The organism is Micromonospora sp. D93 (assembly GCF_018070365.1).
Classification (GTDB): domain Bacteria; phylum Actinomycetota; class Actinomycetes; order Mycobacteriales; family Micromonosporaceae; genus Micromonospora; species Micromonospora ureilytica.
The window spans coordinates 263,273-281,372 of sequence record NZ_JAGPXW010000001.1 but is presented as its reverse complement, the minus strand read 5'-3'; the positions used below and the strand labels follow the sequence as shown (position 1 = coordinate 281,372).

Here is an 18,100-nt window from a genome sequence, read left to right as displayed (position 1 = left end):
GGGGCCGGCACAGCCATGAAGATCCTGCACACCTCCGACTGGCACGTGGGAAAGGTGCTCAAGGGGCAGTCCCGGGCCGACGAGCACAAGGCCGTGCTGGCCGGGGTGATCGAGATCGCCCGTGCCGAGCAGCCGGATCTGGTGATCGTCGCCGGTGACCTCTACGACACCGCCGCGCCCAGCTCGGAGGCGACCCGCCTGGTCACCCGGGCGTTGACGGCGTTGCGGCGGACCGGCGCGGACGTGGTGGCGATCGGCGGCAACCACGACAACGGCCCGGCGCTGGACGCGCTGCGCCCGTGGGCCGATGCCGCCGGCATCACGCTGCGCGGAGGGGTACGGGAAAATCCGGACGAGCACGTCATCGACGGCACGACCGCCGGTGGCGAGCGGTGGCGGCTGGCCGCGTTGCCGTTCCTGTCCCAGCGGTACGCGGTGCGCGCGTTGGAAATGTACGAGCTGACCGCCGCGGAGACCAACCAGACGTACGCCGACCACCTGGGCCGGGTGCTGGGGCGACTGACCGAGGGTTTCACCGAACCGGACCGGGTGCACCTGGTCACCGCGCACCTGACGGTGACCGGCGCGGCCACCGGTGGTGGTGAGCGCGACGCACACACCGTGTTGGGCTACGCCGTCCCGGCCACCGTCTTCCCGGCCACCGCGCACTACGTGGCGCTTGGTCACCTGCACCGGGCGCAGCGGGTCGCGGGCCCCTGCCCGGTCCGCTACAGCGGCAGCCCGCTCGCTGTGGACTTCGGCGAGCAGGAGAACATCCCCTCGGTGACGATCGTCGAGGTGACGGCCAGCACCGCCGCCCGGGTGCGGGAGGTGCCGGTGACGGCGGCGAGCGCGCTGCGGACGGTGCGGGGCACCCTGGCCCAGCTCGCCGAGATCGAGGCGCCGGACGCGTGGCTGCGGGTGTTCGTGCGGGAGCAACCCCGCGCCGGCCTGCGCGAGGAGATCCAGGAGCTGCTCCCCCGGGCCCTGGAGATCCGGATCGACCCGGAGCTGTTGGCCGCGCCGGGCAGTGGCGCGCGCATCGCCCAGCGGTCGGGGCGTTCACCTCGGGAGTTGTTCGCCGACTACCTGGACAGCCGGGGCCACGCCGACGAGGGTGTCCGGGAGCTCTTCGACGAGCTTTTCGAGGAGGTCGATCACTGATGCGTCCGATGCGGTTGGACATGGCCGGGTTCACGGTCTTCCGGGACGAGACCACAGTCGACTTCACCGACGCCGACTTCTTCGCGCTGATCGGCCCGACCGGTTCGGGCAAGTCCACAGTGCTGGACGCCATCTGTTTCGCCCTCTATGGCATGGTGCCCCGCTGGGGTGGCGCCCGAGGGTTGGCGAACGCGCTCGCGCCGTCGGCGACCGAGGCGCGGGTGCGGTTGGTCTTCGAGTCCGGCGGCGCCCGGTACGTGGCGACCCGGGTGGTCCGCCGGGACGGCCGAGGCAACGTGAAGACAGCGAACGCCGGGTTGCAGCTGATGCCGGCCGGCTTCGACGTCACCAAATTGGACACCGGCCTGAGCCCGGACGACCTCGGCGAGGTGGTGGCCGGCACCCCCGCCGAGATGGAGCAGGCGGTGCTGGAGGCGGTGGGGCTGCCGTACGAGCAGTTCACCAGCTGTGTGGTGCTGCCACAGGGGCAGTTCGCCGACTTCCTGCACGCCAAGCCGGCGACGCGGCAACAGATCCTGGTCAACCTCCTGGGCCTCGGCGTCTACGAGGACGTGCAGAAGAAGGCGACGGCGCGCGCCGCGCAGGCGGAGGCCCGGCTGGAGGCGGTCGACCAGGTGCTCGCCGGGTTGACAGGCGTGGACGACGAGGCGTTGGCCGAGGCCGACGCCCGGGTGGACCGGATGGCCGAGCTGGCCTCCGCGGTGGCCGAGGCGGTGCCGGAGCTGGCGGCGGCCCGGGTCACCGCACGGGAGGCCGCGGCGGCGCTGACGGCGCTGGACGACGAGCTGACCGTTCTGACCGGGGTGCGCGCGCCGGCTGGGGTGGCCGCTGTCGCTCGCGCGGTCGCCGCGGCGCGGGCCGACGCCGAGGCGGCGGCGACCGCGGTGTCGCTGGCCGAGGAGCGGGAGGACAAGCTGCGCGGCGAGCTGGCCGCCGCCGGTGACGAGAGCGCGCTGCGACTGCAACTGCGGGCGTACGACGATCGAGATCGGTTGTCCGGCGAGGCCGACACGGTCCGGGCGACGGTGCGCGCGGCGAACGACGAGCACGCCGCGGCGGTGGCGGCCCTGGCCGCCGCACGCGTGGTCGCCGAGCGGGCCGACGCCGAGTTGGAGGCGGCCTTCCGGGCGCACGAGGAGGCGAAGGCCGCCGACCTGGCGGTGAGCCTGCGGGTGCACCTGCACGCCGGTGCGGCGTGCCCGGTGTGCGAGCAGCCGGTGGCCGAGGTGCCGGCGGTGCCTGCCGATTCGGCGGTGGCCGCCGCGACGGCGGCGGGCAAGGCCGCGCGGGCCGCGACCAAGGCCGCGCAGACGACAGTGCAGGAGCGGGACACGGCGGCGCGGGAGCTGGAGCGGCTGCTGGTGCAGGGGCGAGCCCGGCAGGAGCAGGTGGAGGCCCGGCTGGCCGAGCTGGACGGGCAGCTCTCCGGCGCGGCCGAGCCTGCCGTGCTGCGCCGGGAGTTGGCCGAGCACGCCCGGCTGCGGCGCGCGTTGGAGGAGGCGGCGACCGCGGTCCGGGCCGGCCGCGAGACCGCTCGGCAGACCCGGGCCGCTGTGGACGCCGCTGAGGAACGGCTGCGGGCGGCGTGGCGGGCCTTCGACACCGCCCGGGACGGGTTGGCCCGGTTCGGCCCACCGTCGACCGACCGGGACGACGTGGCTGCCGCGTGGGCGGCGCTGACCGACTGGGCGACCACCGAGGCGGACCGCCGCCGCGCCGATCGGGCCGGTCGGGCCGCCGCGGTGGCGGAGGCCGAGTCGGTGGCCGACGGGGTGCAGCGGGCCATCGCGGGCATCTTCGCCGCCGCCGACGTGCCGGTCGGGGACGACCCGGTGCACGCGGCGACCGTGGCGGTGGAGCGGGCCGACGCCGACCGACGGCGGCTGCACGAGCGTCGCGAGCAGGCCGGGACGTTGCGCGAGCAGCGGGCGGGGCACGAGCGGGAGGCGCAGGTGGCGCGCGCGCTCGCCGGGCACCTGCGGGCCAACAACTTCGAGCGGTGGTTGCTGGCCGAGGCGTTGGATCTGCTGGTCGACGGCGCGTCGGGGATCCTGCGGGAGTTGTCCTCCGGGCAGTACGAGCTGGTGCACGACAAGGGTGAGTTCGTGGTGGTCGACCACCACGACGCGGGGCTGCGTCGCGGCGTGCGGACCCTCTCCGGCGGTGAGACGTTCCAGGCGTCGCTGGCGTTGGCGTTGGCGCTCTCCGAGCAGTTGGCCGGGATGTCCACCACGGCGGCGAGCCTGGAGTCGATAGTCCTGGACGAGGGTTTCGGCACGCTCGACGCCGCCACCCTGGACACGGTGGCGGCGACCCTGGAAAACCTGGCGGCCCGGGGCGATCGGATGGTCGGCGTGGTCACCCACGTGCCGGCGTTGGCAGAGCGGATCCCGGTCCGCTTCGAGGTGCGCAAGGATGCCCGGTCCGCCCGCGTGGAGCGGACCGGCCGGTGAGCGCGAGGAGTGCAGCGCAGCGGAGCCCCGCAGTCGCGAACGAAAGGCCAGCCCGGTGAGCGCGAGGAGTGCAGCGCAGCGGAGCCCCGCAGTCGCGAACGAAAGGCCAGCCCGGTGAGCGCGAGGAGTGCAGCGCAGCGGAGCCCCGCAGTCGCGAACGAAAGGCCAGCTCGGTGAGCGACGCCGCGTTCTTCGTGGATTCGTGGGATCCGGCGTACGGGGCGTCGTTCGAGGCGTCCGCCGCCGGTCCGGCAGCGCAGAGCAGCGCCCAGGTCGACGCGGACGTGGAGTTGCCCGCCGTGGACTGGCGGGCCATCGGGGTACGCCCCGGGGTGCTGGCGCCCGACGTGGTGTTGCTGGTCGACGGGGTTCGGCGCATCGACGCGAGCATCTGGACGGCCGAGTCCGACGGCGTGTCGTTTCCCGGGTTGGCCGCCTCGTACGCGGCCGGCGTGGTCCGGTGCGACCTGGGCCGGGGTGCGGCGCAGTTGGCGGGTACCCGGGTTGGTCGGGGTCTGTTCACCGCGAGCCCGTCGGCGCAGGATGTGGTGGCGGGCGCGATCCGTTACCCGGTGCACCGGGTGGGTGGCACGGGTGAGCTGGCGAAGCTGCCGGCCGCCGTGCAGGGTCCACTGACCGCGTTGGAGGTGGCGGTGTCCGACGCCGCCCGGGTCGACGGTGACCTGTTGGTGGTGGACGGCCCGTTGCGCAGTCGCCGGCAGTTGCCGCGCACCCTGGGTTACATCAAGACGCAGCACAGTCAGTACCTGGATGCCCGGTTGACCGCCGTGGTGACCGGCATGGGGTCGGGTGAGCGGTCCCCGGTGTTCCGGCTGGGCACCGCCTGGGGTGGTTGGTCGTGGTATTTGCGGCTGCCGGTGGCGATCGGCGCGCCGTGGGCGGGCATCGTCCGGGTCGAGTGCTCCGCCGACCTGCCCGTCGAGGCGGCGATCGAGTTGGCCGACCTGTCGTTGGTGACCCTGCCGCGCTTCGCGTCGACTCCGTACAAGGATCCGCGGGCCCCGCAGAACCTGATCCCGATCGCGGGCCTGGAGCGCCGGCTGCGGGCCCTGCTCGGCGATTCCCGGCTGCTGCACCGCGCGTTGACCGCTGCGGCCCGCGCCGCCCGTTGAACGCGGATACTGGTTCCGGTGGGGCGTAAACGGGCGGGTGACCGGGTTGTCGAGCAGGTGGACACCGGGCTGGCGGAGCTGGTGCCGGATCCGGACCGGGCCGGCTCGTGGACGCTGCTGCTGGACGGCGCGCCGCAGTCGCACGTCGACCTGACCGACCCCACCCACCTGGAGTTCGAGTACGTGCGGCGGTTGGCCGCCGCGGTGGATCTGATCGCTCCGGCCGGCGAACCGCTGCGGGTGCTGCATCTGGGTGGCGGCGCCCTGACCCTGCCCCGGTATGTCTCCGCCACCCGCCCCGGATCGACCCAGCGGGTGTCCGAGGTGGACGGCGCGCTCGTGGAGTTGGTCCGTCGGGCGTTGCCGTGGCCGTCCGACGCCCGGTTGCGGGTCCGGGTGGAGGACGCCCGGGCGGTGCTGACGTCGACCCGGGAGGCCAGCTACGACGTGGTGGTCGCCGACGTGTTCTCCGGTGCGCGTACCCCGGCGCACCTGACGTCGGTGGAGTACGCGGCCGAGGTGGCCCGGGTGTTGCGTCCCTCCGGTTGGTACCTGGCGAACCTGGCCGACGGCCCGCCGTTGCGGCACGCCCGTGGGCAGGTCGCCACGGTCCGTTCGGTGCTGCCGCGGGCCTGTCTGGTCGGGGACGCGGCGGTGCTGCGCGGGCGCCGGTACGGGAATCTGGTGCTGGTCGCCGGGCGGTCCACGCCGCCGGTGCCGGAGCTGACCAGACGCGCTGCCGGCGACTGGTTCCCCGGCCGGGTGGTGGCCGGCGACGAGCTGGATCGCTTCGCCGGCGGCGCGCAGATCGTCCGTGATGCCGACGCGACGGGCTCCGATCCGCCACCGCCTGGCCTGTTCTCGGTCCGCCGCTGACCGTCCACTCATCAGCGGCGCAGAACTTTTTTTCGCCGTTTGTTGATCCGTTGGGGCCGGTGCTGCGTACCACCGGGCGGCCCACCTTGTGGGCCGGCGTTGGTCACGGACAATCCCGGAGGTCTGCATGCACGCGGTGGCGGCCGGTTGGCATGGCGACGCGGTACGCGCTGACTGGTTGTCGGCGCGACCGTCGTCACGGTCAACCTCGTCTGCCCGGGGGGTCGACGCGCGGGCGACGCCTCGCCAGAATGGTCCGGTGACGCCGCGACCGGCGCCCGGGCGCCATCAGGCGACGTCAACCGAGGCCAGCCACTCCGACCAATTGATCCGTCAGCTCTATGCCGAGCACGCGGGTCCGTTGCTGATGTTCGTCATGCGCCTCACCGGGGGGGACCGGCAGCGCGCGGAGGACATCGTCCAGGAGACGCTGCTGCGGGCCTGGCGCAACGCGCACCGCCTGGGCACCCAGGGGCAGGGGTCGTTGCGGCCGTGGTTGGTCACGGTGGCCCGCCGCATCGCCATCGACGAGCACCGCAGCCAGGAGGCCCGGCCGCCGGAGACGTACGACCGGGACCTCACCGCGTTCGCCGAGGCGGACAGCACCGACCGGGTGCTGCGGACCATGACGGTGGCGGACGCGCTGCGTACGCTCAGTCAGTCGCACCGGGAGATCCTGATCTCGACGTACTTCCGGGGGCGGACGGTGCCGGAGGCCGCCGAGGAGTTGGGCCTGCCGCTGGGCACCGCCAAGTCGAGGGTCTACTACGCGCTGCGCGCGCTGCGCACGGCTCTGCAGGAGCGGGGGGTGACAGAATGAGCCGGCCGGACCACATGGACGTCGCGGCGTACGCGCTCGGTGTGCTTGACGAGCAGGACACTGAGCGGTTCGAGGAGCATCTCGCCACCTGCTGGGCGTGCGCGGCCGAGTTGGAGACGATGGTGCCGGTGGTGGGGCTGCTCTCCGACATCGACGGCGAGACGATGATGGCGCTGGAGCAGACGGCGACCGACCCGGCCCTACTGGACCGGACGCTCGGCGCGGTCCGGGCCCACCGGCGGCGTACCCGGTTTCGTCAGATGCTCGCGACGGCCGCCGCTGTGGTGGTCTTCGGCGGTCTGAGCGGGTACGGCTTCGTCAGCGTGACCGGTAACGAGCAGTCGCCGGGGGTGCTCGCCGAGTCGACGCCGAGCGCACCGAACGACCCGCCGACGAGCGTGCCGACGGCCGCACCGAGCGGCCCGGGTGTGGGCGGCACCGAGGTGGAGGGCGACCAGGTCGAGGCGACCGACCCGACCACCGGTGTGCAGACCACCATGTTCCTGGTGACCAAGGATTACGGCACCCGGATCAATTTCAGTCTGCGGAAGCTGCCCGGCCCACGCGTCTGCAGGCTGGTGGTGGTACGCAAGAACGGCAGCACCGAGGTCATCTCGAGCTGGTCGGTGCCGGATGGCGGTTATGGCACCAGCACCCGACCGCAGGGTCTCGAACTGAGCGCCTCGACGTCGGCTCTGCCGAAGGACATCAAGCAGCTCCAGGTGCAGTCGGTGGATGCCAACGGGGTGGCGAGTCCGCTGGTGACCGTACCCATGTAAGCGTGCTTACCGCATCGGCGCCGGTCATTGTGACAATGACCGGCGCCGATCTGTCGTTGCGTGAGGAACCCCTCGCTGGGGCGTACGCAGCGCGGCCGGAAACGGTTCAATCGAATTACGTGAAATTGACCACTGTTACTACTTCAACCTTGACAGCCCGCCCGCCGTACCTATGGGTGAACTGTCAAGAATGAGGAGGGCACGTGGCACAGATGAAGCGGACCGTCATCGTCGCGAGCGCGATGGTCGCACTAACGGCCTGCGCTCCCGCGGGTTACGACGGGGCGAACTCGAGCGCGGCCGAGCCGGTCGCCGTCGCCGCGGCCGAGCCCACCGCGACGGTTGAACCTGAGGCCTCGGCGTCCGCGGAGGCGCCGGCCGCCGACGCCCCGCCCGCGGACGTCGACCTGACGGAGAAGTTGGTCGGTAAGAGTGTCGCCCGGATGGGCAAGGTGGTCATCGACCAGGACGGCTGGATCCTGTACCGCTTCGACAAGGACACCGCCGACCCGCCGTCGTCGAACTGCGTCGACAAGTGCGCCGAGGTGTGGCCCCCGGCCCTGACCGACGGCAACCCGCAGCTCACCGGCGTCTCCGACGACAAGGTCGGCAGCGTGACCCGGCAGGACGGCACCCGTCAGCTCACCGTCGGCGGCTGGCCGGTCTACCGCTACATCGGTGACAAGAAGCCCGGTCAGTGGAAGGGCCAGGCTGTCGGTGGCACCTGGTTCGTGGTCCAGCCGGACGGCAAGAAGAACCTGAGCTGCCTGCCCAAGGGCACGCCGAAGGCGGTCGCACCGCCGGCGGACAGCGGCTCGAACGACGCTGGTGGCTCGGGCTACTCGTACTGAGCCCGATCGCCCGTGAGGGCACGGTGGTCGGTCGTCGCCGGGGAGGGCGCGGCCGGCCACCGTCGTGTCCGGGGTGGGTTCAGGCGCGTTCCCACGGGCTCGGCACCGGGAAGTACGTCTCCAGGAACGGGATGAGCAGCGCCATCTGCCGGTCGAGGTCCTCCTCGACGGAGAACGCGTCGTTCAGGCAGAACACCTGCCGATCCCGACGGGCGAGCAGGTGAGCCAACCGGGCGGGTGTGTCCGGGTTGGACAGCTCGGCGATGGTGTACCGCAGGTTTCCCGGCGCCGCGCGACCGGTATGGAACGCGTAGTAGTGGTGCAGCGACGAGGCGACCGACAGGTCGTCCATGCTGCGGAACTGACTCGCCGCGGTCCGCCGGTACTGCTCCGGGAACGTCTGCTCGATCTCTTGCAGCACGCTCCGCCGCAGCGCGTGCGGCATGTGCTTCATCTTCTGCGTCAGCACGGTGCCGAACCGATCCGCGATCAACGCCCGGTTGTTCTTCCCGGCCGCCGACGACGGGATGTCCCCGGCGGCGGGTGGGCCCGGCGGCACCAGCGCCGGCGAGGGGAAGAACCGGGAGATGCCGTTGGCCAGGAAGAAGTCCTGGGGCAGCACCTCGGTGCCGAGGAAGACGTCGTCGTTGAAGTACAGGAAGTGCTCGGAGAGCCCGTCGATGTGGTGCAGTTGACTTTCGATGGCGTGCGAGTTGTACGTCGGCAGCACCGTCGGGTCGGTGAAGATCTCCCGGTGGCTGACCACCCGCAGCCCGGTGGCGGACGGGTCCAGCCAGGTCGGCACCTGGTCGTCGGTCACCAGGTAGACATGGCGTACCCAGGGTGCGAACAGGTGCAGCGACCGCAGCGAGTAGCGCAGCTCGTCGCGGCTGAGGAAGCGGGCCGCGCTGGCCGCCTCCGCGTGGTACGGCACGCCGGCCACCTCGGCCCGCCGGCGTAGCCAGGCCGGGTCGGCGCCGTCGACCCAGGTGTAGACCACGTCGACCGGGAACGGCACGTCGTCGGGGCGCGGCGCGGCGAACTCCGGACGGGTCCAGGCGGTCGCGGGCGCGGAGGTGGGCGCCAGGCCGGTGAACCGCGACTCCGGTACGAGGACCAGCGGCGCCGCCACCGTCACCTGTTCGGCGACGATGTTGGGCCGCGGCGCGACGAGCGTGTCACCCTCCCGGGTCCAGAACTCGACGTCGCACCCGTACGCCTGCCCCAGCACCAGCCGCCGCTGGGGGTCCGTCCAGTACCAGGTCAGCCGCAACACCGGGGCGTCCGCCAGCCGGTCCCAGGTCTTCGGTTCGAACCCGGCGGCCGGCTGCCCGGTGTCGTCCGGCACGGAGACGTAGCCGGGGACCCGACCGCAGGCGGCGGCGAGCGCGGCGTACGACCGCGCGCGGTGCTCGGCGTCGACGGCCACCACCGACGATCGGGAGCTTTCGCCGCGTACCCGGAAGTGGGGTACCCCGGCCTCGTCGAGCGCCGCCGTCACCGCGGTGAGATTGTCCAGTCGTGCCATCAGGGGTGTCACCGACGCCCCGATCCGGGCCACCCGGGGTCCCCGATCGGCGGTGACGACCACCCGGTCCGCGCCGGCCAGCAACTCCGGCTGGCGGCGGGCCAACCGTTCGCCCCGGCGCTCGGAGAGGTTGCCGTCCCGCGCAGCCCGGGCGACCCACTGCTTCAGCTGGTGTCGGGCCCGGGGGCTCACCTTCGTCGCGATGGCACGCCGGGTCTGCGGGCTCAGCACCCGGCGGTACACCTCCACGAACCCGGTGGGTTCGGCCAGCGCGCGGGGTGCTTCTCCCTGCGTGGGCTTCGACTCGGTCACCGCTCGTTTCTCCTCGTGTCCGTACTCATGGGCGGTCGACGACGACGATCGACAGTTCGCTGTCGCGGGTGTAGTACGGGCGGACCCGCAGCAGTGGCGCCGGGTCCTCCTCGACAAGATCCAGCCCCGGATCGTCCACCAGGTAGATCTCCGGGTAGTTGTAGACGAGCTTCTTGTCGACGACGTCGTCGACGAGCAGACCCAACCGGACCTCACGGTCCGTGCCGGCCTGCCGCAGCCACAAATCCCAGTCCTCGTATCGGCCCAGTCGATGTGCGGCCAACTCGTCGACAGCCACGTCGATACGCAGGTGGCCGCCGCGGGTTCGTACCACCGGCACAGACACCGCGCACTCGTGGTGACCCCGTCGGTGGAGCACGGCCTGCTCGGGAATGCCGGATCCGCACCAGACGGCCTCGATCGACACCCGCTCACCGCTGAGCGCGATCCGCCGCACCTCGGCGTGCTCTGCCCGGACCCAGCTGCGCACCGCCAGGAAGCCGTCCGCCGTGCGGTACGGCAGGTGCGAACGGACCGCGTACCCGACGGCCGGATCATCCGCCGGTCGGTGACCGCCGGCGAGTACCCGCGTGTCGATCCGGTCCGGGCACAGCCGGAGGCGCGCCCCCGTCAGCGGCTGAAGATACGCGTTCCAGCGGCCCTCCGGCAACGCGTCGACGGGCAGCACCGCCACCTGGCGTGCCCCGTCGTCTTGTGGTTCCAGTGGCACCCGCACCTTGTGCCCGGTGTCCCGGTCGCCTAGCAACAGCTGCCCGCCCACGGCGAGACCCGCGGCGTCGATACTCAGGCTGAGGCCATGGTCCGGCAATACCTGACAGTCCACCTTCGGTCCGGCGGCCGGTGCGGCGGCCCTCCGCCGGATCGCCTTCTGCAACCGGGCAGACGTGGCCCGGGCCTGCCGAATGCGGGAGAGGCGAACCAGTGCACCCATGCTCGCCCGACGGACGAGGTCACTGCCCGCGATCCCGCGCAGGACCGGGTCGCCCAACAGCCGGACCAGATCGGGTTCCCGAACCAGTTCACCGCCACGAGCCAGCACCGAACGGCCGGCTCGCGGCCCCTTGCCCGCCCGGGCGACCCGCGCAGGCCGCCCGGGCGTCGCGCCCCGCTCGACCAGCACGGCGTCGCACTGCTGGGCGAAGGAGTCGGCAAGCGTGTCCGGGTCGAACCGCGCCGCGTTCACCAACGCCTGCTGGGCCAGCCGGGCCCGGAGATCGTCGTCGTGCATCAGCGTTCGCAACGCCGAGGTGTACGCGTCGGTGTCGTCCATCGGGACCAGCAGACCATCAACTCCGTGCTGAATGATCTCGCGGGGTCCGACCGGGCAGTCGGTGCTGACCACCGGCAGGCCGAGCCGCATCGCCTCCACGATGGTCATGCCGAACGATTCTCGCTCGGAGGAGACCGCCGCGATCGAGCCCTTGACCCACTCCGTGGACATGTCCTCGCGCCGGCCCATCAGTTGAACCTGGTCGGACATACCCAACTCGCGGACCTGTGCGACCAGCGCGGGGCGTTGTGGTCCATCGCCGTAGATCCGCAGTTTCCAGTCCGGATGATCGCCAGCGACCCGCGCGAAGGCGGCGATGAGCCGGTCGTACCTCTTGATCGGGTCGAGCCGCCCCGCACTGACCACGATCCGGTTTGTTCCGTCGGCCGGCGACACGGTGGGCTGGGGAACGCTGTTCGGTAGTGCCACGACGCGGGTGTGTGGCACCGGGTTGCCCGATCGGAACGCAGCGGCGTCGGCCTCGGTCACCGTGAAGGCCAGGTCGATCCGGTCGTACGAGAGCCGGATCTCCTCCTTCAGCACGTCGTCGATCAGATCCTGCGTCATGTGCTCCTGCGCCACGCGGACCGCGTGGTCGGGGCCGTGCCGCGCCACCACCACGTTGATTCCCGGACGGGTACCCACAATCACGTCGGCCGCCGTCGAGCGCAGGTAGTCGATCATCCGCTCGTCCGTCAGCCGGCTGTACTGGGTGTGGAACTCCTCGCTCTTCGGCACCAGCAGGGACGGCTCCCGGAGCCGGGGATCGGCCCGGTCGGGACGCCTCGGTCGGGTGTCGAGGAGCGGGACGAGCGCGATCCGGTCGTCGATGGCGAACATCGGCTCGTCGGTGCGGCGGAACACCGAGACGATCTCCACGCCGTGCCCGCGACCGACCAGTGCGGTGGCCAGGTTCAGCACGGCCCGGTTGGTGCCACCGACGCCGTACATGTTGTGGATCAGGAAGGCGAACTTCACCCGGAGATCCTCAGCTCGTAGGGGCTCGCAACCGGGAAGTACGCCTCCATGAACGGCTCGAGGATGGTCATCTGGTGTTGCAGCTGGGCGAACGTCGAAAAGGCGTCGTTGATGCAGAAGGTGTCCCAGTCCCGCCGCGTCTCCGCTCGCCGCAGCCGCGCTTCGAGGTCGGGTACCGCGAGCTGGACGTAGCCGTAGTTGACGCGTCCGGGCAGCGCGCGGCCGGTAAGGAACGCGTAGTAGTGGTGCAGCGAGTACGTGATGGTCAGGTCGTCGGCACTGCGGAACCGACTGCGCATGGTGGCCTCATGCTCGACCGGGAACTCCCGCTCGATCTCCGCGAGGATGCTGCGCCGCAACGGATAGGGCACGTGCTGGGAGCCCTGGGTGAGAGTACGGCCGAACCGCTTCTCGATCAGCGCCCGATTGTTCTTGATCATCGCGTCCACCGGGCTGTCCAGATCGGTGATCTCGCCGAGCGGGATCCGGTTCTGCGACAGGAAGAACTTGGTGTTGCCGTTGGCCAAGAAGAACGTCTGGGGTGCCAGGGGTCGGCCGAAGAACATGTCATCGTTGAGGTACAGGAAGTGCTCGGCGAGTCCATCGATGCGGTGCAGCTGACTTTCGATGGCGCACGAGTTGAAGGTCGGCAGGGCATCCGGGGCCGCGAAGATCTCGTCATGGTTGACCAGGAAGATGTTGCCAGCGCTGAGGTCCAGCCAGGCCGGACGCTGGTGGTCGGTCACGATGTAGATGTTGCGGACCCACGGGGCGTTCAGGTGTAGAGATCGCAACGAGAACTTCAACTCGTCACGGTTGATGTACCGCGACTCACTCGCCGCCTCGGCGTGCAGCGACTCGCCACGGACGCCCGCGCGGCGTTGCTGCCACTGTGGATCCGCGCCGTCCACCCAGGTGTAGACCACGTCGATGGGAAAGTCGATGTCGTCCGGGAGCAGGCGGTCGAACTCCGGGCGGCTACGCCGGGGCGGGTGCCATTTCGCAGGCGAGGCGAGGCGGGTCAGCCGATGCTCGTCCACCTGCACCGGCGTGCCCTCCAGCGCCACCGCCCGCATCATTCGGTTCGGGCGGGGCGAGCGGAGCACGTCGGCCGTCCGGTCGGGTTTCCAGAACTCGATCTCGCAGCCGTACGCCGGTCCCAGGATCAGCTTGAGGGTCGGGTCCGCGCGGAACCAGGTCAGCTTGATCGCCTGCGCGGCGTACAGCTCGGTCCAGGCCGGCGCCTCCGACGCGTCCCGGAGGCCGCCGATGATCGGCGGTCGGGGCAGAACCTGGCTCACGTAGCAGGTCTCGGCACCGCCCAGCTTCTCCAGCGCGCTCAGCGCGGCCAGTCGATCAACCTCACTGACGCCGATCACCGGGGTCCGATCGTCCATCCCGCGGATGAGGAAGTAGTCCACCCCGTGCTCGTCCAGCGCGCCACTCACCGCGTCGACGTTCAGCTGACGTCCCAGCATCGGAGTCAGGTCGGCATGCACGTGCGCGGTACGACGTCCACCGTCGACCAGGACCTCGCGAAGCGCGGGAAGGTCTCGCCCAGCGCTCCCCACCGGCACGGACCTGGCGGCCTCGACAGCCCGGGATTGCGCGCCCGGGCGCTGCGGTACCACCGGCGTGTTGTTCACGGCACTTCCTTCATCGGGTTCAAGGACGATCCGAACTGGTCCGGTCGCCAGGCGAGGAGCCCGCCCGCTGTCGACACGGCCAGGAGAACGGGCCGGCCGGCCTCGTCGACCTGCACCGCGTGACCACCAGCGATCGGCGGCGAGTCGCGGAGCCAGCGGCAGGGTGTCGACCCGGCCGGGTCCAGCCAGGCGACGCTGGAGCCGGACGCGTCGTCTCGGACCGCCAGCAGGACCGCGCCCGCGTCGGGCACGAACCGAGCGGTCAGTGGGCCGGGACCACCGTGACCACCGAGGTCAGCGGCCGTTGACAGGTCCCACTCCCGGCCGGCGCCGCGCGTACGGTACGACAACACGGATGCCGAGTCCCGTCGCCGGAACAGGAGTAGTCGCTCGCCGTCGGGCAGCCGCGTCACGGCGGGCGGGCCGGCCGGCGCCTCCGTCTCCAGTTGGGCGTACCCGGCGATGAGTTCTGGCACGGAGACCAGCCAACGTCCGGTTCCAGTGCGCCCGGCGGCCAGCACCTCCACGTGGTGGTCGTCCACCGTGACCGCGGTCAGGCCGTCCTGGATGTCCCGGCCACCGAGGTCCTGCCACTGCGTCCAGGACGTCCCGTCGTGCAGCCGGGCACTCAGTCCCTTGCCGGCGTTCCGTGCCAGCAACAGGACACCCCCGTCGGGCAGGGAGACAGCGTGCGGCATGCCGATGTTCCGTCGGTCCGACGGGGCGTTTCGCCCGGCGGGGTTGCCCAGCGACTCCCAGCGAACGGTGGCGTCGCCGGCGGCGGGCAACACGGTTGTCCAGATGTCGCGGACGTGCCGATCGGGCTCTGCCGTGAGTTCTTGCCGCACCGCGAAGAGCCGCCAGTCGCCGTTCGGGGTGGCCAACGCGGCGACGTGCGGAAGGAGCCCGCCGCCGGGAACCACCTGGCTCGGGGCAAACGGGCCCGAGCCAGCCTGCTGCCAGCGAACCACCTGGCCACCCCGTACGGCGAAGGCCGTCAACTCGCCGTTCGGGCCCGCCGCCGCCCAGGTCCGCGAGCCGGGATAGCGCAACGTGGTTCCGGCTGCGTTCCCAGTGCCGATCGCATCGCCACCGACCTTGCGGTCACCGCGGCCCACGGGACCGTCGGTAGGGCGACCGTCAGCCCACCCGTAGATGTCCTTGTACCGCTGCTTGAGTGCCCGCGCCTCGGGGCTGAGGTTGGACGGCCACCGTCGGACGTAGTAGCCACGGAACGCCTCGACGGTCGTGGCGCTGCCACCGCCCTCGGCGAACCATCGTTGGGCCGCCTCGTGTGTGAACAGCCCGGTCATGGTGTGGGAGATGTGATCGGAGTAGTCGCCGGTGTCGGCGTGCTGTGGGTTTGCCTTGTCGTGCAGTTGACGATCGGGATCCGGGTCCATCGTCCACAACAGCGTCGGCTCGACGTCGCGCAGCAGGTGCAGCAGCGCCTCGATCAGGTTCTCCCGGGAGTAGGCGAACGTTTCGGAAACCGGCGAACCCAGCGGAACCATGGTGGGCGTGACAGTGGCTTCGCCGGTCCACAACTGCGGAAGCGACCCGGCTCCGACGGGTGATCCGGGGGGCGGCGCAGACCAGAGGTTCAGCGACACCAACCGGATCCACGGCGCGTCGACAAGCGTCGAAACGTCCGCCTCGGCAGTCGAGCCCACGGTGACCGCCGCACGGTGCCACTTGGCGTCCCGATTGCCGAGAACCATCTCCCCGTACGCCGAACGAAGCCCGTTGAAGCGGGCAGCGGCGAAGCCCTCGAAGTCCACCGGTAGCGCGGCGTGTGCCACCGACCCACCGGGGGCGTTACGTCCATCCGCCTCACCAGCGGTCAGGCAGACCGTCAGGTGTGTCGCACTGTGTCGCAGCTGGCTGACGAGCAGCGGGTTCAGGAAGTAGAGATCGTCGTCCTGGTGGGCCATGACCGCCATCGACCGAGGACGGCGCTCAGACGTCATGGCGCTCCCCGGATGGATCCCGTCGTCGCCGATCGGGCTGCTCTCTCAAGTCGAGGACGGCCTTGAAGTCGGTGACCGTGTTGAGCATGTTGTTCGGCATGGTGGGCGCGTCGACCGGGGCGCGCCGGCGGGCGTCCTGCACCGGGCGGTACGAACGCCGCCACAGCTCTCCGGCGCCGACGTTCCGCCGCTCCGCCACCACGTCGTCCGGCAGCTCGAACGGGGCGGGGAAGGGCAGGTAGCGCGGCAGGAAGTCGGCCAACATCCTCTCCTGCTCGGCGAACGACCGAGGGTCGGAGTCGGTGTCGTTGAGGCAGAACACGTCGCGGTGCCGGCGGGCCAGCAGCTCGGCCAGCCGGGCGGGGGTCGAGGGGTGGCCCAGGTCGGCGTACTCGTACTCGATGTCGCCGGGGACTGCCTGCGCGGTCAGGAACGCCCAGTACTGGTGCAGCGACGACGGGATGGACAGGTCGCCGTGGTGCCGGAACCGGTGCCGCGCGGTGGCCATCACCTCGTCCGGCAGCTTGCCCTCGATCTGCTGCATGATGCTGCGGCGCAGCGCGAACGGGGTGTGCTTCATCTTCTGCGTGATGGTCACGCCGAACTGCCGCTGGATGTGCCGACGGTTGTTCTTCCCGGCGGCTTTCACCGGCGGGTCCTCCGGCTTCGCCTCCCCCAGGCCGAACTGGGCCGGCGAGGGGAAGAACTTCGCGATCCCGTTCGCGTGGAAGAAGTGGTTCGGCAGCAGCGGACGACCGAGGAACACGTCGTCGTTGAGGTAGAGGAAGTGCTCGGCCAGGCCGTCGATGCGATGCAGCCGGGACTCGATGGCGTGCGAGTTGTACGACGAGCGGCCACCGAGGTCGGCGAAGAGTTCGGTGTGCGAGATGACCGTGATCATCGGGTGGCTCGGGTCGAGCCAGCTCGGCAGTTGGCTGTCGGTGATCAGGAAGATCCGCCGCAGCCAGGGCGCGAAGCTGTGCAGCGACCGCAACGAATACCGCAGCTCGTCGCGGTTGTGGTAGCGCGAGGAGTTCGCGGCGATCGCGTGCAGCGGGCCGTCGGGGGTGCCGAGCGCCAGCGACTTCCGCCGCAGCCACTGTGGGTCGGAGCCGTCCACCCAGGTGTAGACGGCGTCGATCGGGAAGCCGACCCGGTCCGGCGCCCGGACGGTCAGGTCCCTGCGGGTGCCGTAGGTGTGGTCGTCGGCCTCGGGCACGAAGTGGCTCATCAGCGCCGCTGCCACCCGGACCGGCTGCGCCCGGGCGGGCGCCTCGTCGACGACCCCGTTGCGTCGAGGAGCGCGGACCATGTCTCCGTGCCGGCTCCAGAACTCGATCTCGCACGCGTACTGGGCGCCGAGGACCACACCCGCGCGGGCGTCGGTCACCGGGAAGCAGACCTGGATCACCTCGGTCGGGGCCATGTCCGGCTGGTCCCGACGGGGCTGCACCTGCACGACCCGGACGTCCGCGCCCGCCAGCGCCGGCGCGGAACGGATCAGGCGTTGCACCGCCGGCCGGTGGTCGTCGAGGACCGCGACGGTGCTGCGCAGGTGGTCGTCGTTACGGATGCAGTGGTATTCGATGCCGGCGGTGTGCAGCGCGGTGGTGACGGCGGTCAGGTTGCGGTGCCACTGCTCCAAGGGCGTCGCCATGGCGACGACCTCGGCCCGGGTTCGAACACCACCGTCGGTAACGGCCACCCGGGCGCCGAGGCGATGCACGGTGTCGCCGCCGCGCGGCCGGGAGAGCGTCTGCACCAGGCCCATCCGACGGTGCGCGGGCAGCAGACCCAGCAACCGTCGCCGTGCCGGCGACGGCAGGAGTCGATAAATCTTCAGGGCGATCACGCGCTGGGCCGTCCGCTCGGCACGGCCGCCTCGTCAGCGGGCACCCGTCAGCCCTGCGGACGGGTAGCGGGGTGAGATCCCACTCGCGATGATTCGACACACACTCGCGCAGCCATCACTGCATGCCTTTCCACAACCCCCGTTGGCACTGCGTGACGATCTGACGTCGACCAGGACCGCCTGGTGGCGGGCGTCGGTGGACACCGATCTCCGGGCCGGACCGCGTTCTTCCGCGAGTGGGAAGGATGCTGGCCGCCGCAGGTGGCCCGGGGCAGTGAGTTTACCTGCAGGCCATCAAACAACCACATGATCGATACCTGGCCCACAGCCAGAAATGGCATAAGGGCTCTATGCACCTATTCGCGAAAATAATCATGGCCATTCGGGTGGTTCAAGGACACCGGGACGGTCGGCAGAACGTACCCT

Annotated in this window: 12 protein-coding genes; 7 read left to right on the top strand and 5 right to left on the bottom strand. The window is 71.0% G+C overall.

Features of this window, described 5'->3' with window-relative positions; genetic code table 11:
- Window positions 1-15: 15 nt before the first annotated feature.
- The 7 genes from KBX71_RS01245 to KBX71_RS01215 all read left to right on the top strand — a co-directional run bounded on the left by KBX71_RS01245 (window position 16) and on the right by KBX71_RS01215 (window position 8,097).
- The gene (locus KBX71_RS01245; protein ID WP_210816091.1) at window positions 16-1,164 is read left to right on the top strand and encodes an exonuclease SbcCD subunit D; all 1,149 of its coding nucleotides are present in this window, start codon (window positions 16-18) and stop codon (window positions 1,162-1,164) included.
- Window positions 1,164-3,638 (top strand): AAA family ATPase, encoded by a 2,475-nt coding sequence (locus tag KBX71_RS01240; protein ID WP_210816090.1) that lies wholly within the window; start codon window positions 1,164-1,166, stop codon window positions 3,636-3,638. Before KBX71_RS01245 ends, KBX71_RS01240 begins: the two co-directional genes overlap by 1 nt.
- A gap of 173 nt (window positions 3,639-3,811) precedes the next feature.
- Window positions 3,812-4,771, top strand: a complete 960-nt coding sequence (locus KBX71_RS01235; RefSeq protein WP_210816089.1) for a hypothetical protein — start codon at window positions 3,812-3,814, stop codon at window positions 4,769-4,771.
- Between the two features lie 18 nt (window positions 4,772-4,789).
- Window positions 4,790-5,647 (top strand): spermidine synthase, encoded by an 858-nt coding sequence (locus tag KBX71_RS01230; protein WP_210816087.1) that lies wholly within the window; start codon window positions 4,790-4,792, stop codon window positions 5,645-5,647.
- Window positions 5,648-5,774: 127 nt separating this feature from the next.
- The gene (locus KBX71_RS01225; protein ID WP_124773096.1) at window positions 5,775-6,467 is read left to right on the top strand and encodes a sigma-70 family RNA polymerase sigma factor; all 693 of its coding nucleotides are present in this window, start codon (window positions 5,775-5,777) and stop codon (window positions 6,465-6,467) included.
- A complete protein-coding gene (locus tag KBX71_RS01220; protein ID WP_124819860.1) occupies window positions 6,464-7,246 on the top strand; it encodes an anti-sigma factor in 783 nt (260 codons plus the stop codon). Before KBX71_RS01225 ends, KBX71_RS01220 begins: the two co-directional genes overlap by 4 nt.
- Before the next feature lie 203 nt (window positions 7,247-7,449).
- Window positions 7,450-8,097 (top strand): hypothetical protein, encoded by a 648-nt coding sequence (locus tag KBX71_RS01215; RefSeq protein ID WP_124819861.1) that lies wholly within the window; start codon window positions 7,450-7,452, stop codon window positions 8,095-8,097.
- 79 nt (window positions 8,098-8,176) lie between these two features.
- Here KBX71_RS01215 and KBX71_RS01210 read toward each other — a convergent pair whose 3' ends face one another.
- From KBX71_RS01210 to KBX71_RS01190, 5 genes are read right to left on the bottom strand one after another with little or no spacing between them, the layout of a single operon-like run.
- Window positions 8,177-9,937, bottom strand: coding sequence for a stealth family protein (locus tag KBX71_RS01210; protein ID WP_210816084.1), 1,761 nt, complete (start codon window positions 9,935-9,937; stop codon window positions 8,177-8,179).
- Window positions 9,938-9,962: 25 nt separating this feature from the next.
- Window positions 9,963-12,206, bottom strand: coding sequence for a glycosyltransferase family 4 protein (locus KBX71_RS01205; protein ID WP_210816077.1), 2,244 nt, complete (start codon window positions 12,204-12,206; stop codon window positions 9,963-9,965).
- On the bottom strand, window positions 12,203-13,852 hold the full coding sequence (locus tag KBX71_RS01200; protein WP_210816075.1) for a stealth family protein: 1,650 nt from the start codon (window positions 13,850-13,852) through the stop codon (window positions 12,203-12,205). Before KBX71_RS01200 ends, KBX71_RS01205 begins: the two co-directional genes overlap by 4 nt.
- Entirely contained in the window at window positions 13,849-15,822 is a 1,974-nt protein-coding gene (locus tag KBX71_RS01195; RefSeq protein WP_210816072.1) for a PIG-L family deacetylase, read from the bottom strand. The genes KBX71_RS01200 and KBX71_RS01195 overlap by 4 nt, the downstream gene beginning before the upstream one ends.
- The gene (locus KBX71_RS01190) at window positions 15,812-17,674 is read right to left on the bottom strand and encodes a stealth family protein (RefSeq protein WP_210816070.1); all 1,863 of its coding nucleotides are present in this window, start codon (window positions 17,672-17,674) and stop codon (window positions 15,812-15,814) included. The genes KBX71_RS01195 and KBX71_RS01190 overlap by 11 nt, the downstream gene beginning before the upstream one ends.
- Window positions 17,675-18,100 lie beyond the last annotated feature (426 nt).

Bases quoted from the DNA above. Each gene is read 5' to 3' on its own strand.
- KBX71_RS01225 (WP_124773096.1), top strand. From the start codon at position 5,775: ATGCACGCGGTGGCGGCCGGTTGGCATGGCGACGCGGTACGCGCTGAC.
- KBX71_RS01245 (WP_210816091.1), top strand. From the start codon at position 16: ATGAAGATCCTGCACACCTCCGACTGGCACGTGGGAAAGGTGCTCAAG.
- KBX71_RS01240 (WP_210816090.1), top strand. From the start codon at position 1,164: ATGCGTCCGATGCGGTTGGACATGGCCGGGTTCACGGTCTTCCGGGAC.
- KBX71_RS01220 (WP_124819860.1), top strand. From the start codon at position 6,464: ATGAGCCGGCCGGACCACATGGACGTCGCGGCGTACGCGCTCGGTGTG.
- KBX71_RS01195 (WP_210816072.1), bottom strand. From the start codon at position 15,822: ATGACGTCTGAGCGCCGTCCTCGGTCGATGGCGGTCATGGCCCACCAG.